This is a genomic window from Thalassotalea marina (assembly GCF_014656435.1).
GTDB classification, from domain to species: Bacteria; Pseudomonadota; Gammaproteobacteria; order Enterobacterales; family Alteromonadaceae; genus Thalassotalea_C; species Thalassotalea_C marina.
Genome location: NZ_BNCK01000008.1, coordinates 234,809 through 255,268, shown reverse-complemented (window position 1 = coordinate 255,268; position 20,460 = coordinate 234,809). Strand labels below are relative to the sequence as shown.

Below are 20,460 nucleotides of genomic sequence, written 5' to 3'. Positions count from 1 at the left end.
ATGTTATTGGCAATATTAAGCAATGCCTATCGACTTAAAATCTGAAGCAATAACTAACAAAAATAATCTTGCAAATCCTAAAATTCGGAATTAAGCTTAAGGCAGTGGTCAGACCTCTTAAACTTAAAATAGGTGAACTGTGGAAGTATTAACTTGGATAATTGGTGCCATCGCCCTGTCGGGTTTCATGGCGTATAACCGGGCATCGCTATCAACCTTTACCCTCTCATTTGCCGCGCTAATGGCTATTGGCACGGTATTTTCTATTGTTTCTTTTTGGGCATGGCTATTATTTGCCATAATTGCTATCCCATTGAATATTGCAGACTTACGCAAAAAACATATCAGTAAGCCATTGCTTGCTATTTTTCAAAAGATTATGCCTGAAATGTCAGACACTGAAAAAGAAGCTATTGACGCAGGCACTACATGGTTTGAAGCCGATTTATTTCGCGGCAGTCCCGATTGGCAAAAATTACACCGTTTTCCTAAACCAAGGTTAAGCGCTGAAGAGCAAGCATTTCTTGATGGTCCAGTTGAAACTGTTTGTAAAATGGTGGACGACTGGCATACCACGCACGAACGTGCAGATATGTCTCCTGAAGTTTGGCAATACCTCAAAGACAACAAATTCTTCGCCATGATTATTAAAAAGCAATACGGCGGTTTAGAATTTAGTGCATATGCGCAATCGCGTGTATTACAAAAATTATCTGGCGCCAGTACAGTGCTTGCCAGTACTGTTGGTGTGCCAAATTCTCTAGGTCCAGGGGAATTACTACAACACTACGGCACTAAAGAACAACAAGATTATTACCTACCACGTTTGGTAAATGGTGACGAAATTCCTTGTTTTGCTTTAACAAGCCCAGAAGCTGGCTCTGATGCCGGTGCGATACCAGATTTTGGCGTTGTTTGTGAAGGCGAATTTAACGGTGAAAAAGTATTGGGTATGCGTTTAACTTGGAATAAACGTTATATTACACTTGCCCCAATAGCAACGGTGCTTGGCTTAGCATTTAAACTACGTGACCCTGATGGTCTATTAGGCGAGCAAGAAGAGCTAGGCATCACATGTGCGCTTATTCCTACAGATATTGATGGGGTTAAAACTGGAAGACGTCACTTCCCGTTAAATGTGCCATTTCACAATGGCCCTACTCAAGGAAAAGACGTATTTGTTCCACTAGACTTCATTATTGGCGGTCCAAAAATGGCCGGTCAAGGCTGGAGAATGTTAGTAGAGTGCTTATCAGTAGGTCGTGCTATTACATTACCTTCTAACAGTGCTGGTGGTATCAAGTCAATTGCGTTGGCAACAGGTGCTTATTCAAGGATCCGTCGTCAGTTTAAATTACCAATTGGCAAGATGGAAGGTATTGAAGAAGCGCTTGCTCGCTTGGGTGGTAATGCCTACTTAATGGATGCTGTTACAACCATGTCTACTGGCGCTATCGATCTAGGTGAAAAGCCTTCTGTTATTTCTGCCATTTCAAAATACCACCTGACAGAAAAAATGCGTTCATGTATCAACGATGCAATGGACATTCACGGTGGTAAAGGCATTTGTATGGGGCCAAATAACTATCTAGCCAGAGGTTATCAGGGTGCTCCTGTCGCCATCACCGTTGAAGGTGCTAACATTCTAACTCGTAGTATGATCATTTATGGTCAAGGTGCTATTCGATGCCACCCTTATGTGCTAGCGGAATTAGAAGCAGCAAACCAATCTGACAATCAACAGGCATTAGAAGACTTTGATCATGCGCTATTTGGGCATATCGGTTTTGCCATCAGTAATATCGTTAGAACTAAGTGGTTGGCCTTAACAGGTGCAAGATTTACTGGCGCCCCATTTAATGATGAAACTAGACGTTACTACCAACTAATGTCGCGTTATAGTGCGAACCTTGCCATGTTATCTGACATTGCGATGTTAACTTTGGGTGGCGATCTTAAGCGCAGAGAACGTATTTCTGCTCGATTGGGCGACATCTTAAGTTACCTTTATTTAGCTAGTGCAAGTTTAAAACGATTTGACGACCAAGGCCGTCAGCACTCAGATTTACCATTATTGAAATGGGCTGTAGAAGATAGTCTTTATCGCACAGAACAAGCGATTGATGAACTTATTGCAAACTTCCCAAATAAAGTCGTTGCCACTTGTTTAAGAATCATGATTTTCCCATTTGGCACTTGGCTTAAAAAGCCGTCAGATAAACTTGATCACCAAGTTTCTCGCATCTTGCAAACCCCAGGAGAAGCGAGAAGTCGCTTGGGTGAAGGTCAATATCTTACTGATGATGGCGCAAACAACTTTGGTGCCCTTGAAACGGCGTTAAATGAGTTATTAGCTTGTGAACCTATTCACGAGAAAATATGCCAAACAATGGGCAAAAAGCTACCTTTTGTCTTTTTAGATCAATTGGCACAACAAGGTTTAGCTGAAAATGCCATTACTGAGGATGAAGCTAATAAACTTATAAACGCAGAACGTTTAAGGCTACAAGTCATTAATGTCGATGATTTCGATCCACAAGACTTAGTTTCTGCAAAGTTTGCAAATGATGAGTTAGCTCAGGATACATTATCGAAATCCGCTTAATTTTTCTTTTAGGCAGTTATTAAAGGCAAGTAGATACTTGCCTTTTTTATTACCCAAGTGTCGCTCAATTAATTGTTCAACATTTATAAACAATAAAGCATTACACAAAACATTCAAAAATCAGTAAAATACTCAGATACTAAAAATTAATGAGCTTTAAACCCCTAGATGTTTTCGTTTTTGCCCTCTTTTATCGCAATGCCAATCACCTTTACTTTGTTTTGTTTAAATTTGGCATTTTGCGGTTCGATCGTTTTCCTTGGTGGCCTACTAAAGTTTTTACTGCCGTTTAAAAAGTTTCACCAAGTGCTTTTTTATCCAATGCATGCAACCTATCGACTATGGGCACTAGTCAACTATTTAATCTTGATTAGTTTTAACCAAGTAAACATTACCATTAAAGGTGATACCGATTTAAATACTAAAAGCTGGTATCTGCTAATTGCCAACCACCAAAGCTGGTTAGATATCTTTGTACTATCTTACTTTGCTTATAATAGGATCCCAGCGCCTAAGTACTTTTTGAAGGACTCATTAAAACGTGTGCCTTTTGTTGGTATGGCTTGCTGGGCTCTAGATATGCCGTTTATGAGAAGATACAGTCGCTCATATCTCAAGAAAAATCCGCACTTGATTGGCAAAGATATAGAAACCACCAAAAAGTCATGTGAGAAGTTTAAAAATACGCCAACTACCATCATCAATTTTGTTGAAGGTACACGTTTTACAGACGAAAAACACCGCAGACAAAACAATAACTTTAAACATTTATTAACGCCAAAAGCCAGCGGTATTGCTTTTACCATGGAAACCATGGGCGAGCAGTTCGATAAAGTATTAAATGTTACGTTGCTATATCCTCAAAACCCAGGACATGTAATGAAGGATATGCTCAAAGGTAAATTAAAAGAGATCATCATTGATGTTGAGCAAATTACCGATGTAGACAAACTACGAGGGCATTACAGTAAAGATGTCGAATTCAAAAAAGAGTTTCATCGTTGGCTTACACAACTTTGGCATAAAAAAGACGAAAAAATTACTAACTATTTATCAAAGTAAGCGCTTCCAACTTCTTGATGCAATTGTAATTAATAGCTAAAAAGTTTAATTTGACCCAAAAGGAATTTACTTGGGTTAATTATGACGATCTACCAGAGATCAAACATTTCAGGTCAACTTTCAAAAGGCCAAAAAACCAAACAACAAATACTCAATGCAGCCATCGATGTGTTAGCCCATCAAGGAATAAAAGGAGCTACACATCGTTCAATTGCTAAACACGCTAATTTACAACTGTCACTTACCACCTATTACTTTAAAGATATTAGACAACTCATCAATGAAGCCTTTTTAATGAGTTCAAACCGCACAATCGCCAGAGCTAAAACCACTTGGCTTAAGGTTTTTGCGTTGTGCGATAGCTTAGGTAAAACCAAACTGAAAAAATTAGTGATACGAAAAGAGTTGGCGTTGACACTGACTGACCTAGCTGCCGATTATTTAATGGAAAAAGTGACTAACCATGGCAATGATCTTATGGTAGAACAAATGCTTTACACAGAAATGCAATCAACAGAGGCGTTAAGAAGTTTAGCGTATAATCACCGGCAGGCACTTATTACGCCATTCATTAAACTGTGCAGTTATTTTAATACAGACACAGCACAAATTGATGGTGACATTTTACTTACCGTATTCACCCAACTGGAATACCGAAACCTTACCGTACCTGTTGAAAACATTGATAGGGACTATATTTATCAAACTCTTCATCGACTCATTCATTGGATCTTGAAAGTTAAGAAGCCAGCAGTAGATGAATAAAGTTAATAACTATAGACAGACGTTATCACACTAAAAGTGCTGACTGACAATAAAGTTAAAGCAATTTATCAGCTTATCTTTTGTAATGTTCACCAAAATTGAGGTATGGTTGACGGGTATTTTATTCAATCTATACAGGCTTGTTGTGGATTTCCAACTATTAATAGAACAACATCGAAATTGCTTTAACACCAATAAAACTCTGAATTATGCATGGCGAATAGAACAACTTCTTCAGATCAAAAAACTAGTACAGGAAAACGATACGCTGCTTTATCAAGCACTATCACAAGATTTGGGGAAACCAACCGTTGAATCTTGGCTAACAGAAGTATCCTATGTTGCAGGTGAAGTTGATTATGCCGTTAAACGATTAAAGCGATGGATGAAACCTAAGCGTGTTAAAACGCCAATTGTTGCTCAACCTGGCCGCTCTTTTGTCCAAGCAGAGCCTCTTGGTGTTGTGTTAATTATAGGTGCTTGGAACTACCCTGTTCAGTTGATATTAGCCCCCTTGGTTGCTGCCATTTCTGCTGGCAACTGTGCGATATTAAAACCATCAGAATTATCACCAGCCGTTTCTAAAGTCTTAGCTGACCTTGTACCTAAATATTTAGACCCCCAAGCAATCTCAGTTGTTGAAGGCGCGGTAGAAGAAACCACGGCGCTATTACAATTACAATTTGATCATATTATGTATACTGGCAATGGCGCAGTAGCTCGCATTATTATGGCTGCGGCAGCAAAACACTTAACGCCAGTAACGTTAGAACTAGGCGGTAAAAGCCCCGTTTATGTTGATGAAACAGCAGATATAGAAATAACAGCTCAACGCATAGCTTGGGGTAAATGGCTCAATGCAGGACAAACTTGTATTGCACCTGATTACATTTTAACTAACCAACAGACAGGGCAACTCTTAATAGAAGCACTTAAAAAGCAAATCATTAAGATGTTTGGCTCTGAGCCCAAACTAAGTGACTCTTATGGTCGCATTGTTAATGAGCGCCATTGCCAACGCCTTATCGACTACTTAACCGACTTAGATCCTATTATAGGCGGAGAGCACGACTTAGAAAGTAAGTACATAGCCCCCACGGTAGTGCTAAATCCACCATTAGATAGCAAATTGATGACAGAAGAAATATTTGGTGCCATTTTACCAATTCTAATCGTCAACAACTTTAATGAAGCTAAGAGTTTTATTCGAAAGCGAGATAAACCTTTGTCAGCTTACCTTTTTTCTAAAGACGAGCATCAACAACAATCGTGGGTTAATGAAATTAGTGCGGGAAGCCAATGTTTAAACGATGTGATTATGTTCAACGCAGTACCTGAATTACCTTTTGGCGGTGTTGGCCCTAGCGGGTTTGGTCAATATAGTGGCAAAGCAGGATTTGATAATTTTAGCCATCAAAAATCAGTGCTAAAACGACCATTTATAAAAGACTTACCCATAAGATTTGCACCTTACACAAAATTAAAACTTCTTGTATTAAAAATGGTAAGGCACTTGTAATTACATCACGTGATATATGCCCCCTTACTCAGGGGGCATATAGGTAGACACGGCTTAAAGGAAAGACAATAACTCTTGATCCAATTGCATCAATGATTTTGGATCTGCCATCATAGTTGCACTTAGCGATTTAATCCGCGGGAAAATACGCTCAAAGTAAAATTCTGCAGTTTTAATTTTTGCGCGATAAAAATCTCTGTTTTCTACCTCGCCTGCGAGTTTTTCATAAGACGCTTGTGCCATTTGCGCCCAAAAATAACCCATCACTACATACCCTGAATACATCAGATAATCTACTGAAGCTGAACCAACATAATCTCTGTTTTTCTTAGCTTTCATCGCTAATCGAACTGAGCATTGCTGCCAATTTGCCACCGCTTTACTCAGCGGCCAAATAAACTTATTCATTTGGCGTTTATGCGGATTACTCGAGATCATGCTTTTATCTTTGCAAAACCCTAGCACTTCCATCGAGAAGCTTTTAAGTGACTTACCACGGCTCAATAGTATTTTACGACCCAACAAGTCGAGCGCTTGAATACCGGTTGTTCCTTCATATAAGGTCGAAATCCTGACATCACGAACAATTTGTTCCATGCCCCACTCTTTGATATAGCCATGACCACCAAATACCTGCACACCTAGGTTGGCACTTTCAACACCTACTTCTGTTAAAAATGCTTTTAAGATCGGGGTAATGAAACCTAAACGATAGTCAGCGCGCTTTTTGGCTTTTTCATCTTTAGAATGTTCAATTGTATCTGCAAGTTTTGCCGCATAATAAATCATCGCCCTGCCACCTTCGGCAAAGGCTTTTTGCGTCAACAACATTTTACGTACGTCGGGATGACAAATTATAGGATCGGCAACTTTATCTGGCTCTTTAGTACCCGATAAAGCGCGCATTGATAATCTTTCTTTGGCATATTCTAAGGCATTTTGATAGGACAACTCTGTGGCACAAATACCCTGTAATGCGGTTCCAATTCGCGCAGTGTTCATAAAGGTAAACATGCACTCAAGGCCTTTATTTTCAGGGCCAATTAGCTCACCAATAGCATTATCAAAATTAAGCACCGCAGTTGCACTTCCCTTTATGCCCATTTTATCTTCTATAGAGCCACAAACTACGCCATTTCGATCGGTGATATTACCTTGTTCATCACTGTGCATTTTAGGCACGATAAATAATGAAATCCCTCTCGTCCCCTCAGGTGCATCGGGCAACCTAGCCAACACAATATGAATAATGTTGTCGGTTAAATCATGTTCACCTGCAGAGATAAAAATTTTTGTCCCTGTAATTGAGTAGGTACCATCACCATTTGGAATGGCTTTGGTTTTCACTTGGCCAAGGTCGGTACCACATTGTGGCTCTGTTAAACACATGGTGCCTGTCCAGGTACCTTCAGTTAGTTTGGTTAAATATTTTTCTTTTTGCTTGGTTGAACCGTGTAAATCAATGGTGTTCATCGCACCGTGACTTAAGCCTGGATACATGGCCCAAGACCAGTTTGCTGTGCCCATCATTTCTGATTTAATCAAGCCTAATGATGGTGGTAAACCTTGTCCACCATACTCCAAGCCATGTGATAAAGACTGCCAACCACCGGCAACGTATTGTTCATAAGCTGCTTTAAAGCCTTTTGGCGTTTTGACTTCACCATTTTCAAAATGACAACCTTCTTTATCTGCCGACTGATTCAGTGGCAAAAGCTCATTTTCACAGAACTTGGCACACTCTTGAAATATTGCGTCAATTAAATCAGGCGTTGCTTCTTCAAATTCAGGAAACTTTTCGAAATGGGGATAGAAATCTAATACATCTTCCATCAAGAACTTAATATCATTTAACGGTGCTTTATAACTCAGCATTAAGGCTCTCCATAGTGGTACGACCTGTTGTTTTTGACCATACTAGATCACCGTAGGTACAAAAGCAACTGGTCTTACCAGATTAAATACAAAGTTTATTGGTAAAAGAAAGCATACACCTGAATTGGCTTGATTGCTTAATTGAAGTATTAGAGATTATCGAATGGATTAATCACTTTAATTTACGACGTTAAAATCGTGTCTATGATGCAGTGAATATTTAAAATAGGAAATTGAGATTTGATTGGCGTATAGCCAAGTAAAGTGGCGGAGTGGACGGGACTCGAACCCGCGACCCCCGGCGTGACAGGCCGGTATTCTAACCAACTGAACTACCACTCCGCATCAGGGGAATCGTGTTTTACAAGGCGACCCTTCAAATTGTTGGCGGAGTGGACGGGACTCGAACCCGCGACCCCCGGCGTGACAGGCCGGTATTCTAACCAACTGAACTACCACTCCGCACAGGATTTCGTATTTATTAAGGCGACCCTTATGAAACATTGGCGGAGTGGACGGGACTCGAACCCGCGACCCCCGGCGTGACAGGCCGGTATTCTAACCAACTGAACTACCACTCCGCAGCGTTTCTATTTGCATCAATGTGTTAATTGTTGTTCTCTTGGCGGAGTGGACGGGACTCGAACCCGCGACCCCCGGCGTGACAGGCCGGTATTCTAACCAACTGAACTACCACTCCTCAGGAGAACTACACAGAAAATTTGGCGGAGTGGACGGGACTCGAACCCGCGACCCCCGGCGTGACAGGCCGGTATTCTAACCAACTGAACTACCACTCCGCGTATATTCTGCGTTTCAACAACAACTCGTTGAATGCGGGCGGAATAATACGGATATCATTGCGGTGCGTCAACCACTTTTTTACATAAATATGACTGTATGCACATTTGCTAAGCAATAAGCCGAATTTAACAGCAGATTAGCGTTTTTTTCGTCGAATTAATACGAAACCAATGATGGCTGCACCGATAATGACAACATTTGCACTAATCACAATAATTAAGTTTGTCATCGCTTGTTCTTCGGCAGCAAGTCGTTTTGCTTCCATTTCCTCTTCTAATGCTTTAGCTCTTGCTGCTTTCTCTTGAGCAAGCTGTTCAGCTATTTGTGCAGCTATGTCTTCGGCAGACTCTTCTCCCTCGTCCTGATCATTCAAATTAGGTATTAACGGATTATCATCTCTATCAACATTGAAGGTAAAATCAGGAACGACTAACCTAAATTCACGGTTATCTTTTGTATGGCCAAATACATTTAAAGTTACCCGATGAACACCAGGTTCTGTATAGCCGATTTCTTTTATTCGGCTTATACCTTTGCCTTCCATAATGGCAAAGGGTTCAGTTTGTCTATCAGGGTAGGTAATTTTACCTTGAAACAACAAGCTATCAGGGTCGACATATTCATCATTAATATTAATAGCAAGCTTGTGAGACGAAAGTGGGTCTTTAGTTGTCTCGACACTTAAAGATACTGGATTTTTTTGAATAATAATCGGCTGCTGTCTTAATTCTCTTTCAGCCATAGGCATTTTTATATAATAAACAGGTATCCATTCACCAGCTGAAAAGTTTAAAACAAACTCCCCTGTATATAAGCCATCCTTAGCGAATTCGTCTAGATCATAACCATCATCACGAAACGAGCCTATCTCAACGTTTTCAGCACCAAAGTTATCATAGGCAGTATTATTAGTACTGTAAAAATCGATATCGAGATTAATTACCGCATTAAATAGTGGGTCATCTATTACCTTTTCTCGGTTATAAACTTTTGCAGTAACCTTTATTGTTTCTCCAGAAAGTAAAATCTCAGGTAATGGCTCAACTTCTAAGTTAACCTCCGACACAACCATAATTTTACTTTCAGGCATAATATCGCCAATAGCTTGCCAAGGGCCAGGCATAGGTTTGACAATGCGAATCATGTCAAAGGTAGCATCATCAAACCATTGGACTCTATCTTTGGGAAAACTAGAAACTTTAAGTTTACTGCCATCTGGTCTGACTAAGATAACTGGTGGGGAGCCATTTTTTCTATAAAACAGTAAAGTAATTTCTTCAAGTTGTGCGTCAAGGCGAAAACGGTTATCAAAGACGGGAATGCGATTAGTGACATCATCATTGTCATAATACTTAATTTCTGTTTGAGCTTCTTGCGCCCAACTATTAATGGTTAACGCAGCACAAAATGTTAATGTCGCGCATTTAAACCATTGTGTTATTGCCATATTGGCTCACTCCCTTTTTCTGCAATAATCGCTAATCTTTTTTTATGTGCTTCTAGTTCATCGGCAGAAGCAGCGATTACCTTTAGCATTTCTCGATCTACAGGTAGCCGTCTTATGGCATTACTGTCTTCGTCACCTGAAGAATCCCCCATGGATAAATTCAAAGCAGATTGCTTTCGCGTCATTTCGATGTAAACAAAAGCAAGCAACTGGGCATCGATTAAAGCCCCGTGATAAGTACGATCAATAAGCCCGTCGACACGATAAAACTTTGCTAAATAATCTAGCGTTTTAGGTGAGCCAAACTCGTCTTTGGATACGTGCAGAGTATCAGTAATCGTACAGATGTCTTCGGTCATTGGTAAACCGCGGTTAACCATTTTAAATTCGTGATCCATAAAGCCGACGTCGAACTTAGCATTATGTATGACCAACTCAGCGCCTTTAATAAAATCAATAAAGTCTTGAGCGACATCTGCAAATAACGGTTTGTCACGTAAAAACTCATTCGTTAATCCGTGAACGTCGATGACCTCTTGCTCCATTTGAAATTGTGGGTTGATATAAGCGTGGTATGTTCGGCCAGTTAACTGACGATTGATCATTTCAACACAGCCAACTTCAACAATACGATGCCCTTCTCTTGGATTAATACCTGTAGTTTCAGTATCGAGAATAACGAGGCGTTCATCTTTTTTTATATTTGTCACTTATATACCTTTACTTTTCTGGAAGCGTTTCAGGAAATTCTTCAACATTGATTTTAACGCGTTCACTCTTGAATAAAAACCAACTAGCCAAACAAACAATGGCGGTATTCACCACTAACCACATTACACTTTGCATATCCCACCAATAATAAGCCGCGAGATTAACGATTAAATCAAAGATTAATGCCACCACTAAAATTTGGCGAAGGTATTTACAGCTCCATTTCACCCAACCAGCTGCATCAGGTCTTCGCATAATTAAAACAAACGCTACAAATAAACCGATAGCACCAGACGCTAAGCTTAAATAAAAAAGCTTAGGGTTTGGATAAAAGAAAGCAATGGTACTAGTACGATCTTGCATATTAGTCACCGATACAATCCAAGTGACATAACCCCGCAATATAAATAGCAAGGTTACAAATATACCTTTGGACAGTTTGACACAATCGTAGCGATCAAAATCCTTGGGTGTTAAATTAGAGTACAACTATATCTCCCCTTACTTGCTATAACGACTTGCTCTTTCAGTTTTTAAGATTTCTTGCCCTGCGGTGATTGCCCGAACAGCCTTAGAACGAAATTCTCGTATATATAAAGTGTAAACAACTAATACGCTCGCAAGCATCAGTAATAAAGGATGGAAAAACCAACAGATTGCCGCCATTGAAAAATAATATGAACGCAAGCCATAGTTATATGAATGGGCAGCTTGATCTTGCACAATAGCCATTTGTTTAGCATAAGCTAAAAGGTTTTCATTTTGGCTAGTTTTATCAGTAGGTGACGCCCCCACCATAACGTTTAAGAAACCGTATTGTCTCATCGACCAAGTAAATTGGAAAAAAGCCATCACAAAAATAAATGCTAATAACCCTAGTTTCATTTGGATTAATGTGTGATCAGGATATGCGGCAAATGGAATTGAATGAATTACCTTTTCCAACTTTTCTACTTGAGCAAATAAGGTAAGAACACCCGCTAAAACCAGTAACGTAGAAGAGGCAAAAAAAGCAATATTACGTTCCAAGTTGGCCAGTAGTGCGGCTTCTCCTACTTTGATATCTCGGGTGATAACCTCGTACATCCAATGAATACGGTGTTGGTGTAAACATCTGGCGATACAGTTTGTCGTTTTTGCTTTTTTGCGAGCAAATTCGGTGTAGCCAATCCAACAAGTAAAAAAAGACGCTATTGCTAAAATATTTAAAAAGGTAATCGACATAATACAGTAGGTACAGTCACATTTAATTAAAGTGGCATTATGCAGCAGTTAACTAAAAGATTCGACCTTTAAAACAGTCGCTTTGCAATCTAACCACGCCAACGTGCAAGTTGTCGTAAAACTTTTGACAGCTCAAATCTCACTCCTAAAATACCGCCAGAAAAAATATAAACGATAAAAAGAAGAACATTAATGTTTGTTGTAAAAAAACAATTTTTCTTGGCAAGTAGTCTTTTACTCACTTCTCTTGTTGTCGCACCACTAACTGTAGCTTCTCCTAAAGCAAAACAACATTTTGACGTAGCACGTATATCCGGCGACATCACCATTGATGCAACCCTTAATGAGCCTCAATGGAAAAATGCAACTGAAGTTGAATTAGATATTGTCACACGTCCTTATGACAATACACCTAGCCCTATTAAAACAAAGGCATTGCTAATGGAAGATGGAGAGGTCTTCTATTTAGCATTTAAAGCTTATGATCCAAATCCAGAAAAAATTCGCGCATTTTTACGAGATCGCGACAAATCCTGGGGTGATGATACCGTCGGTATTAAAATTGATACCTACAATGACCAACGCTCAGCTTACCGATTTTTAGTCAATCCGATGGGCTCACAAATCGACGGTATTGAAAACGAAGTCACCCAGCAAGAAAGTGATTCTTGGGATGGTATTTGGGACAGCGCAGGGCAAATTACTGATGAAGGTTACATTGTCGAAATGGCCCTCCCTCTTCGTATGCTTAACTTTAACGAAAGTAAAAATATCCAAGATTGGGGGATCGAGCTCATGCGTTTTTATCCGCGTGAAGAGAACCTCAGAATTTCAAATATATATATGGATCGAAACAATAGCTGTGAGCTTTGTCAGCTTCACACAGCTAGTGGCTTTGAAGGCGCAAAGCAAGGTGATAATTTAATCATCGCGCCGTCATTGGTCACAGGTAAACACCAACAAAGAAATGAAAATGACGAATGGGACAGTTCCAGTAACACCGACGCTAGTTTAGATCTCCGTTGGGGAATTACACCGGATATTCTTTTGAATGCGACCATTAACCCTGACTTCTCTACGGTTGAAACCGATAGCGCACAGTTAAATATTAATAATAATTTTGCGTTATTTTTCCCCGAAAAAAGACCCTTTTTCTTAGACAATGCCGATTACTTCAACTCTAACTACAACCTCGTTTATACCCGTAATATAAACGCACCAAACTATGGTGCAAAAATCACTGGACGTAAAGATAACCACGCGCTGGGTGTTTTTGTTACTGATGATGACACCACCAACATATTAATTCCTGGTAATAGATCGTCTTCTGTAGCTAGCATTGACGATAAATCTCAAGCTGCCGTGCTGCGCTATCGTTATAACTATGGTTCCGATACGACACTAGGTTACATTTCCACCATGCGTGCGTCGGAAGACTATTCAAATGCGGTTCACGGTGTTGACGGTCGCTTTAGACTTTCTACTTACGATACGTTTAAATTTCAGTATCTTTATTCTGATACAGAATACCCTGAAGACATGTTTAAGCAATTTTGTGGCGACAGCAGTGATACCGGCTGTACGTCGCCTGAGCAAGCAGAGTGTGAATTTGCTAACTGTGATTACAATGAAAAAGTGCTAAGAACTTTAAAAGATGATGCCTTTAGTGGTAATGCGTTTAAAGCCAGTTATGTCCACAATGACGAGCACTGGCATTATAAAGTTACTTACGACAAGCAAAATAAAGGATTTAGGGGAGATTTAGGATTCATTTCTCTTATAGATCACAACAAACTTGTTATTGGCGGTCATCGCAAATGGTATGCAGAACCTGGCCAATGGTGGACAAGTGCAAGACTATACTCTGATTGGGACATTACCCATAACGATAAAGGCGAACTCATCGAAAAAGAATTAGATGTGAATGCATCTATCAACGGTATTTATAGCTCTTATTTAAGCTTTTCTTATAGTAACCGTGATCTAGTGGGAAGTCGTATCGATAAGTCATCATTAGCTATTGATGGCAATACAACTCTATTTAATGAAGAACAATATACCTTGTCGGGTGAAATTAAACCTATTTTGGGGTTAAAGCTTTACGCTAACTTACATTATGGAGATGCTATCGATTACACCAATAACCGCTTGGGATTAAAAAAACAATTTAATACAACGGTTAATTGGAATGTAAATAAGCATTTTGAAATGCGAGTGAAGCAAGTTTTTCAGCAGCTAAATGCTGATCAAGCCAACGTGTTTACTGCTCGCCTAACCGACATGAGAGCTACTTATCAATTTGATGTAAGAAGTTTTGTCCGTCTAACCTTGGTATACAACAATACCAATCGCAACCCTAATAATTACTTATATATAAACCCAGAAGATATAAAATCACACAGTAAAAATCTATCAACTGAGTTGTTATATGCCTATAAGATAAATCCGCAGACAGTATTTTATTTGGGTTACTCTGACTACCACAATGCAGAACAAAACTTCTCAGATTTAAAACAAAACGAACGAAGTATGTTTATGAAATTCAGTTATGCTTGGATAAAATAAGCATAAAGGCCGCAATCGCGGCCTTTTTTGTATTTTCTTTTTAATCAACATTGTACTGATTGCACAAATTTGTAACAATTCGCCCCTGATGGACATGCCGCATCCATGCGGTCACATATAACAATAACAATTGGAGCAACAATGCGATTTATTAATCGTTGCTGCAGCTATATTTCTCTTATTTTCATAAGCTTAATAATTGGAAATTTGGCTCATGCTAGTGCACAAGAAAGCCACTACACTATTCCTCATAGTAGTCAATCAGCTAAGATTGATGGCGATTTAACCGATCCAATCTGGCAAAACGCTAGGAAAATTGAGTTAAATTTAGTAAACAGCCCCTGGAACAATGAACCCAGCCCAGTAAAAACAGAAGCTCGTATCATTGAAAACGGCGAAATGATTTTTATATCATTTGTCGCTTATGATCCCGAGCCTGAAAAGATTAAAGCATTCTTAGGCGATCGAGATTCTCGCTGGAATGACGACATTGTTGGTATTAAATTAGATACTTTTAATACTCGACGATTAAATTATGAGTTTTTTGTCAATCCATTTGGTGTCCAGCATGACGGCATAAACAATGAAATGACTGGTGATGTTAACCGTGCTTGGAATGGCATTTGGGATTCTTATGGAAAATTAACAGAACAAGGCTTTCAAGTTGAAATTGCTATTCCCTATAACATTTTAAATTTTGAGAATTCAAATGACATAAAGACATGGGCATTTGAATTGGTCAGACTTTACCCTAGAGATTCAAGATTGCGTATTTCTCATACTCCTCTTGATCGAAATAACAACTGCTGGTTATGTCAAGCGCCTGAATTATCTGGCTTTAAACAAGCTAAAGGCGGCAAAAACCTCATGTTCACTCCATCACTGGTTGCAGCAAAAAACCAATCAAAGGATATCTTTACTCCCGGTTCAGATTGGCAAAGTGATAGTGATAGCGAGCTTGGGTTAGACATACGTTGGAACATCAACACCAACAATTTGCTTAACGCGACAATCAACCCTGACTTTTCAACGGTTGAGGCTGATGCAGGACAGCTTAATATTAACAAAACGTACTCTTTGTACTACGACGAAAGAAGACCTTTTTTCTTAGATAATGCCGACTACTTCACTTCTAATTTAGCCCTTGTTTACACAAGAAATATTGCTGATCCAGACTTCGGCGCTAAATTGACGGGAACACAAGGTGATCATAGTTATGGACTGTTTGTCACCAGAGACAAAGAAACTAACTTTGTTATTCCAGGCAATACGGGCTCTGAAGTTGCTTCTCTTGATGACGAAAGTAACTCAGCGGCATTTCGCTATCGATATGATCTAGACGAATATATTTCTTTTGGTGCATTAAGTACTTTAAGAAAGTCAGATAACTATCATAATTACCTAGCCGGTTTAGACACTAAATATAAGCTTGATGACTCTAATACAATCAAAGCACAGTGGCTAGCCTCTAACACTGAATACCCTGAAGATCTCTACCAATCATTTTGTTATGGTGATAGCGATGAGAGCTGTGACAATGCAACTTTGGTTGAGTGCAGCATAGGTCAATGTGCTTACACAGAACAGGTGCATCGCACTCGAAAATCGGGTGAATTCAACGATAATGCTTTAGTTGCAAGCTTTGTACATGAATCAGAGTATTGGGAAATTGAAGCAGAGCATCAATCGATTGGTCAGGACTTTAGAGCAGACTTAGGTTTTATTACATCGGCAGACATAAAATCAAACCGACTAGCTGTTGATCGTTATTTTTACGGTGACACTGACAGCCCCTGGCAAGAGCTGGAGCTAGAAGCACAATGGCAGATTAAACATAATGAAAAAGGCGAGCTATTAGAAAAATCTTGGCAGGCCGGGTTTAATATTGATGGACCGATGCAGTCATATTTTGAATTAACTTTCAATTATGATGATAAAATTGGCCTGCGTCATGACGAAAGTTTATTGGCAATTGACGGCAACACCTCTCGATTTACTGAGAAAATGGCAAATATGTACGCCAAAATACAACCAGTCGCCCAATTGGAAATAGATGGCGAGCTTAAACTAGGTAAAAAAATTGATTATCGCAATAATCGTTTAGGCGATTATCGAGAGTATTACGCTGGCATTGATTTCAACATCACACAAAAATTACTGACTAAGCTTTATTACACTAACGCTAATATGCAATATGACGATCAAGACGTGTACACGGTACAGCTTACTGAGCTTAGAGTGTCTTATCAATTTGATGTGCAAAGTTATTTAAAACTAAGTGTTATCTATAACGACGTTGACCAAAATCCAGACAATAACCCATTAAAAACGGTAAATAAAAGAAGTAATTCTATGTCGACACAACTTATTTACGCGTATAAGTTAAATCCACAAACAGTGTTCTATCTTGGGTATTCCGATAGCAGCTATCAAAATGACTATCTAGCTAACTTAGAACGCGAACAACGTACCTTTTTTACAAAAATCAGCTACGCTTGGATGCAATAGTAAAAAGTAATTGAATTAAATGTTTATTTAATGGATTAACAAATTTAAAAAAAGCTTCGACCAGCATTGCTCATCGAAGCTTTTTTATTTTAGAAGGCTTTTTTATTTTAAAAGGCTTAGTTATTTAAAAATAACTTTCCTGTCACTTTTTGTGTAGACTCGTTGCTCAGGCTCTGTCCATTTACCATTTTTTAAATATGAAGTGGACACCAATAACTTATCCTCTTGCAGATCTGACGTAGACTTAACTTTAGTAATGCCGCTGTCATTGCCTGACACATCTTCATAGGCAACAAATTGTGTTTCATTAATCACTTCTATGGTGCCAGAAGTATAAAATCCCGCCGTAGTAAAATAATAAAAAACTAGACTATCTTTTTCTTTGTCGAAAAATATCAGAGATTCTCCACCATATTCCCCATTGTTAATGGAATGAAGAGTTCGTACAGCCTTACCATTAAGCGCCCTTTCCCACATAGACACATCAGTTACTGATGGCTTTCCAGGTGCAACTGTAAAATTTGACTGCCAGGTTCCCAAATAATCGGCAAACATTGCCAATTTAGCATCAAGTTGTTTATCACTAGCTTGAGCAAACAATGTTATTCCCATTAACATGAAGGTAACTAGCTTCGTTATCGTTTTTTTCATTAAGATATTTCCTCGTTACTTTTAATCCTAATCCCAGCGTGTCGTCCACTATGTTGTGCTGCTTTAGCTAGCTTTACGTCTATTACAATAGTAGAAGAAATTTTATCATGTATGGCTTGACGATTAGGATCCCAATAAATTTGTAAAAAGCCTAATAAGCCTGTTGCTAAGCCAGCGCCATACCCACCATATCGACCAAAACTGTCCCACACAGATAATGGTGTGCCATCTAGCTGTACAATGCGAATACCTAATAACTTTTTGCCGAGCGTTTGACCATTCCAAATTGAAGTTATCACCGAAAAATAAAATGCAGCCCAGCCAAAGCTTAGCCCAAGATCGTCAATAAAGCCTTTTGCCCATGCCACGCCTTTATAAACAATTTCTTGCCCTTGGGCTGCTTGTTTGTCTTGCATTATTTGTGGTTTTGTTTCGCTGTCTTGCTTTAATTCAGTATTTGGATTTACCATAGGTTCATCGTCAAGCGTCACCGAAATATTGCTATTAGACTGCCAAAAACTGCCATCAATGATTTTAGGTACATTATCTAACAGCACCAACAAAATAATGAAACAACCTAGCCACTTTAAGAAGCGTTTTCTAAGACTTCGCTGTTGGCCAAACTGTTCAGCACGTTTTCTGCTCCCAATTTTGACCAAAGTGATCGCAACTAAAAGCGCTAATAAATCTCCCGACATGTGTGCCAACATAGCAACAACGGTAAAATCTATTAAAAGTGCTATACCCCGTCGCCAAGGAGTGGCTAGCGGCAAACCAAAGAGGCTTTTATCAATTTCAAATGCAAAAGGGGTGAGGATTTTTCTTGTTTCTTCTGGTGTTAAGCTACTAACTTGAGCAGCTTCAGCACTTATGCTGTTACTTTGATTATTATTGTTGTTTGTCATTAGTTGGGCATCTTTTAAGTGAATACTCGGCAAGCTAAGTCGCAGTATTTTCATTACCAAATAAAATAAGTATAGCTAATTCATGTTTAGTACAGCGAAGACGTTTACCTTATAAACATCAACTCACCAGTACAACATGCTCTAATTAACGCTCCGTTTATTACTTTTTAGAATATAAGATATAACGAAACGGCACTTCTTTTTCTTTAGAGAATGTCTAATATTAATAGTTAATTAAAAATAATAACAATGTAAAAGTTTATCTACGTCTGCTTACATTTAAAAGAGCACATGTAATCTAAAGGATCCGCATCATGACTAATATTTTTAAAGATAACTCAACAGCTATTGGTAACACACCTTTAGTTAAATTAAACCGAGTAACTACAGGTAATGTATTTGCTAAGGTTGAATCGCGCAACCCTAGTTTTAGCGTAAAATGTCGAATCGGCGCTAACATGATTTGGGACGCTGAAAAGCGTGGTGAATTAACTGAAGGTAAAGAAATTATCGAACCAACAAGTGGTAACACGGGCATCGCACTAGCTTTTGTTGCTGCCGCACGTGGATACGCGATCACGCTAACAATGCCGGCAACAATGAGTTTAGAACGTCGTAAGTTACTTGCTGCACTTGGTGCAAAATTAGAATTAACTGATGGCGCTAAAGGCATGGGTGGCGCTATTGCTAAAGCACAGGAAATTAAAGATTCAAATCCTGAAAAATACGTTTTACTTGGTCAGTTTGACAATCCTGCCAACCCTGAGATTCATGAAAAAACGACTGGACCAGAAATTTGGCAGGACACCGATGGTAACATTGATATTTTTGTTGCTGGTGTAGGTACTGGTGGCACAATTTCAGGTGTAACTCGCTATATTAAAAAGACACAAGGCAAAGCGATTCAATCAATTGCTGTTGAGCCAACAGATTCACCGGTAATTAGTCAAAAATTAGCAGGCGAAGAGTTAAAGCCGGGACCTCATAAAATACAAGGTATTGGCGCTGGCTTTATTCCTAAAAACTTAGATCTAGAATTAATTGATGGCGTTGAACAAGTATCAAACGAAGATGCAATGGCGATGGCACATCAATTAATGAAAGAAGAAGGTATTTTAGCAGGTATATCTTCTGGTGCAGCTGTTGTTGCAGCTAAGCGCATTGCAGAAAGACCAGAAAATGAAGGTAAGAATATCGTTGTCATCTTACCAAGCTCTGCAGAGCGCTATTTATCTAGCGCATTATTTACTGACACTTTCTCAGAGAAAGAATTAGTTCAGTAAAATCTTATTTCACGATCCAAAAAGGCGCTTCAAGCGCCTTTTTTATTAACTAAATTCATGTATCATAAAAACAGTTATGAATTAAATGCTTAAACCTTATGAATAAAATTTTTAGCCTGTTGTGTTTGCCCCTTTTTGTTTTACTAGTTGGTTGTCAACCAAAAGAAAAGCCGATAAGTGAAATTGATAACCCAGAAAAAGTTGCAGTTGCATTTTTTCATGCACTATACAATGAGCGAGATGTAGAAAAAGCAGCCTCTGTTTGTGCTCCTCAATTGGCGCGTATTATTTTGCATTATAAGTCGCCTAGTGCTGTTGCTCGTCACATGTTCAATATGTCATTTGATGAAGTCATTATTAAACCAGACGATAGCGGCGTGAAAGTCAGGGAACAGTTTAAAGAAAAAGCTGTAATTACTATTTATTTTGATGGGACATACCAAAATAGTAATTTCAAAGATGTTAAAAGAATATCTATGGTCCAACTAAATGACAAATGGGTCATCGATAAAATACTAAAAGACCCGTTTTAACGG

Annotated in this window: 15 protein-coding genes and 5 tRNA genes; 8 read left to right on the top strand and 12 right to left on the bottom strand. The window is 39.0% G+C overall.

Annotated elements, in window-relative coordinates:
- Nucleotides 1-139: 139 nt before the first annotated feature.
- The 4 genes from fadE (at nt 140) to IE199_RS17165 (ending at nt 5,951) form a co-directional block, all read left to right on the top strand.
- A complete protein-coding gene (gene fadE, locus IE199_RS17180) occupies nt 140-2,605 on the top strand; it encodes an acyl-CoA dehydrogenase FadE (protein WP_189773018.1) in 2,466 nt (821 codons plus the stop codon).
- Between the two features lie 168 nt (nt 2,606-2,773).
- A complete protein-coding gene (gene yihG, locus IE199_RS17175; RefSeq protein WP_189773015.1) occupies nt 2,774-3,667 on the top strand; it encodes a 1-acylglycerol-3-phosphate O-acyltransferase, YihG family in 894 nt (297 codons plus the stop codon).
- A gap of 81 nt (nt 3,668-3,748) precedes the next feature.
- A complete protein-coding gene (locus IE199_RS17170) occupies nt 3,749-4,432 on the top strand; it encodes a TetR/AcrR family transcriptional regulator (protein ID WP_189773013.1) in 684 nt (227 codons plus the stop codon).
- 145 nt (nt 4,433-4,577) lie between these two features.
- A complete protein-coding gene (locus IE199_RS17165; RefSeq protein ID WP_229854798.1) occupies nt 4,578-5,951 on the top strand; it encodes an aldehyde dehydrogenase family protein in 1,374 nt (457 codons plus the stop codon).
- A 54-nt stretch (nt 5,952-6,005) separates the two neighbouring features.
- Here the strand turns inward: IE199_RS17165 and IE199_RS17160 are convergent, their stop codons facing one another.
- The 10 genes from IE199_RS17160 to IE199_RS17115 all read right to left on the bottom strand — a co-directional run bounded on the left by IE199_RS17160 (nt 6,006) and on the right by IE199_RS17115 (nt 12,012).
- Nucleotides 6,006-7,826 (bottom strand): acyl-CoA dehydrogenase C-terminal domain-containing protein, encoded by a 1,821-nt coding sequence (locus tag IE199_RS17160; protein ID WP_189773009.1) that lies wholly within the window; start codon nt 7,824-7,826, stop codon nt 6,006-6,008.
- Between the two features lie 265 nt (nt 7,827-8,091).
- Nucleotides 8,092-8,168: transfer RNA gene (locus tag IE199_RS17155), tRNA-Asp, on the bottom strand.
- 43 nt (nt 8,169-8,211) lie between these two features.
- A tRNA-Asp gene (locus IE199_RS17150) sits at nt 8,212-8,288 on the bottom strand.
- A 42-nt stretch (nt 8,289-8,330) separates the two neighbouring features.
- Nucleotides 8,331-8,407: transfer RNA gene (locus tag IE199_RS17145), tRNA-Asp, on the bottom strand.
- A gap of 42 nt (nt 8,408-8,449) precedes the next feature.
- A tRNA-Asp gene (locus IE199_RS17140) sits at nt 8,450-8,526 on the bottom strand.
- 23 nt (nt 8,527-8,549) lie between these two features.
- Nucleotides 8,550-8,626 (bottom strand) — tRNA-Asp (locus IE199_RS17135).
- Nucleotides 8,627-8,766: 140 nt separating this feature from the next.
- Nucleotides 8,767-10,077, bottom strand: coding sequence for a TIGR03503 family protein (locus tag IE199_RS17130; RefSeq protein ID WP_189773007.1), 1,311 nt, complete (start codon nt 10,075-10,077; stop codon nt 8,767-8,769).
- The gene (dnaQ, locus tag IE199_RS17125) at nt 10,068-10,787 is read right to left on the bottom strand and encodes a DNA polymerase III subunit epsilon (RefSeq protein ID WP_229854796.1); all 720 of its coding nucleotides are present in this window, start codon (nt 10,785-10,787) and stop codon (nt 10,068-10,070) included. Before dnaQ ends, IE199_RS17130 begins: the two co-directional genes overlap by 10 nt.
- 10 nt (nt 10,788-10,797) lie before the next feature.
- Nucleotides 10,798-11,277: a DUF2919 family protein gene (locus tag IE199_RS17120; protein ID WP_189773005.1), complete on the bottom strand. Its 480-nt coding sequence runs from the start codon at nt 11,275-11,277 to the stop codon at nt 10,798-10,800.
- Nucleotides 11,278-11,289: 12 nt separating this feature from the next.
- Nucleotides 11,290-12,012 (bottom strand): DUF599 domain-containing protein, encoded by a 723-nt coding sequence (locus IE199_RS17115; RefSeq protein ID WP_189773003.1) that lies wholly within the window; start codon nt 12,010-12,012, stop codon nt 11,290-11,292.
- Between the two features lie 192 nt (nt 12,013-12,204).
- Between IE199_RS17115 and IE199_RS17110 the strand changes: the two genes are divergently transcribed.
- Together IE199_RS17110 and IE199_RS17105 are read left to right on the top strand one after the other, a co-directional pair.
- Nucleotides 12,205-14,577: a carbohydrate binding family 9 domain-containing protein gene (locus IE199_RS17110; protein ID WP_189773001.1), complete on the top strand. Its 2,373-nt coding sequence runs from the start codon at nt 12,205-12,207 to the stop codon at nt 14,575-14,577.
- 141 nt (nt 14,578-14,718) lie between these two features.
- Complete coding sequence (locus IE199_RS17105; RefSeq protein WP_189772999.1) at nt 14,719-17,085, top strand: carbohydrate binding family 9 domain-containing protein; 2,367 nt, start codon at nt 14,719-14,721, stop codon at nt 17,083-17,085.
- Nucleotides 17,086-17,205: 120 nt separating this feature from the next.
- Here IE199_RS17105 and IE199_RS17100 read toward each other — a convergent pair whose 3' ends face one another.
- Both IE199_RS17100 and IE199_RS17095 read right to left on the bottom strand, forming a co-directional pair.
- Nucleotides 17,206-17,736, bottom strand: coding sequence for a hypothetical protein (locus IE199_RS17100; RefSeq protein WP_373304823.1), 531 nt, complete (start codon nt 17,734-17,736; stop codon nt 17,206-17,208).
- Nucleotides 17,736-18,641 (bottom strand): RDD family protein, encoded by a 906-nt coding sequence (locus IE199_RS17095; protein ID WP_189772998.1) that lies wholly within the window; start codon nt 18,639-18,641, stop codon nt 17,736-17,738. The genes IE199_RS17100 and IE199_RS17095 overlap by 1 nt, the downstream gene beginning before the upstream one ends.
- Nucleotides 18,642-18,955: 314 nt before the next feature.
- Here IE199_RS17095 and cysK point away from each other — a divergent pair, with 314 nt between their 5' ends.
- Nucleotides 18,956-19,924: a cysteine synthase A gene (cysK, locus tag IE199_RS17090; protein WP_189772996.1), complete on the top strand. Its 969-nt coding sequence runs from the start codon at nt 18,956-18,958 to the stop codon at nt 19,922-19,924.
- A gap of 98 nt (nt 19,925-20,022) precedes the next feature.
- A complete protein-coding gene (locus IE199_RS17085; protein ID WP_189772994.1) occupies nt 20,023-20,457 on the top strand; it encodes a hypothetical protein in 435 nt (144 codons plus the stop codon).
- Nucleotides 20,458-20,460: the final 3 nt, after the last annotated feature.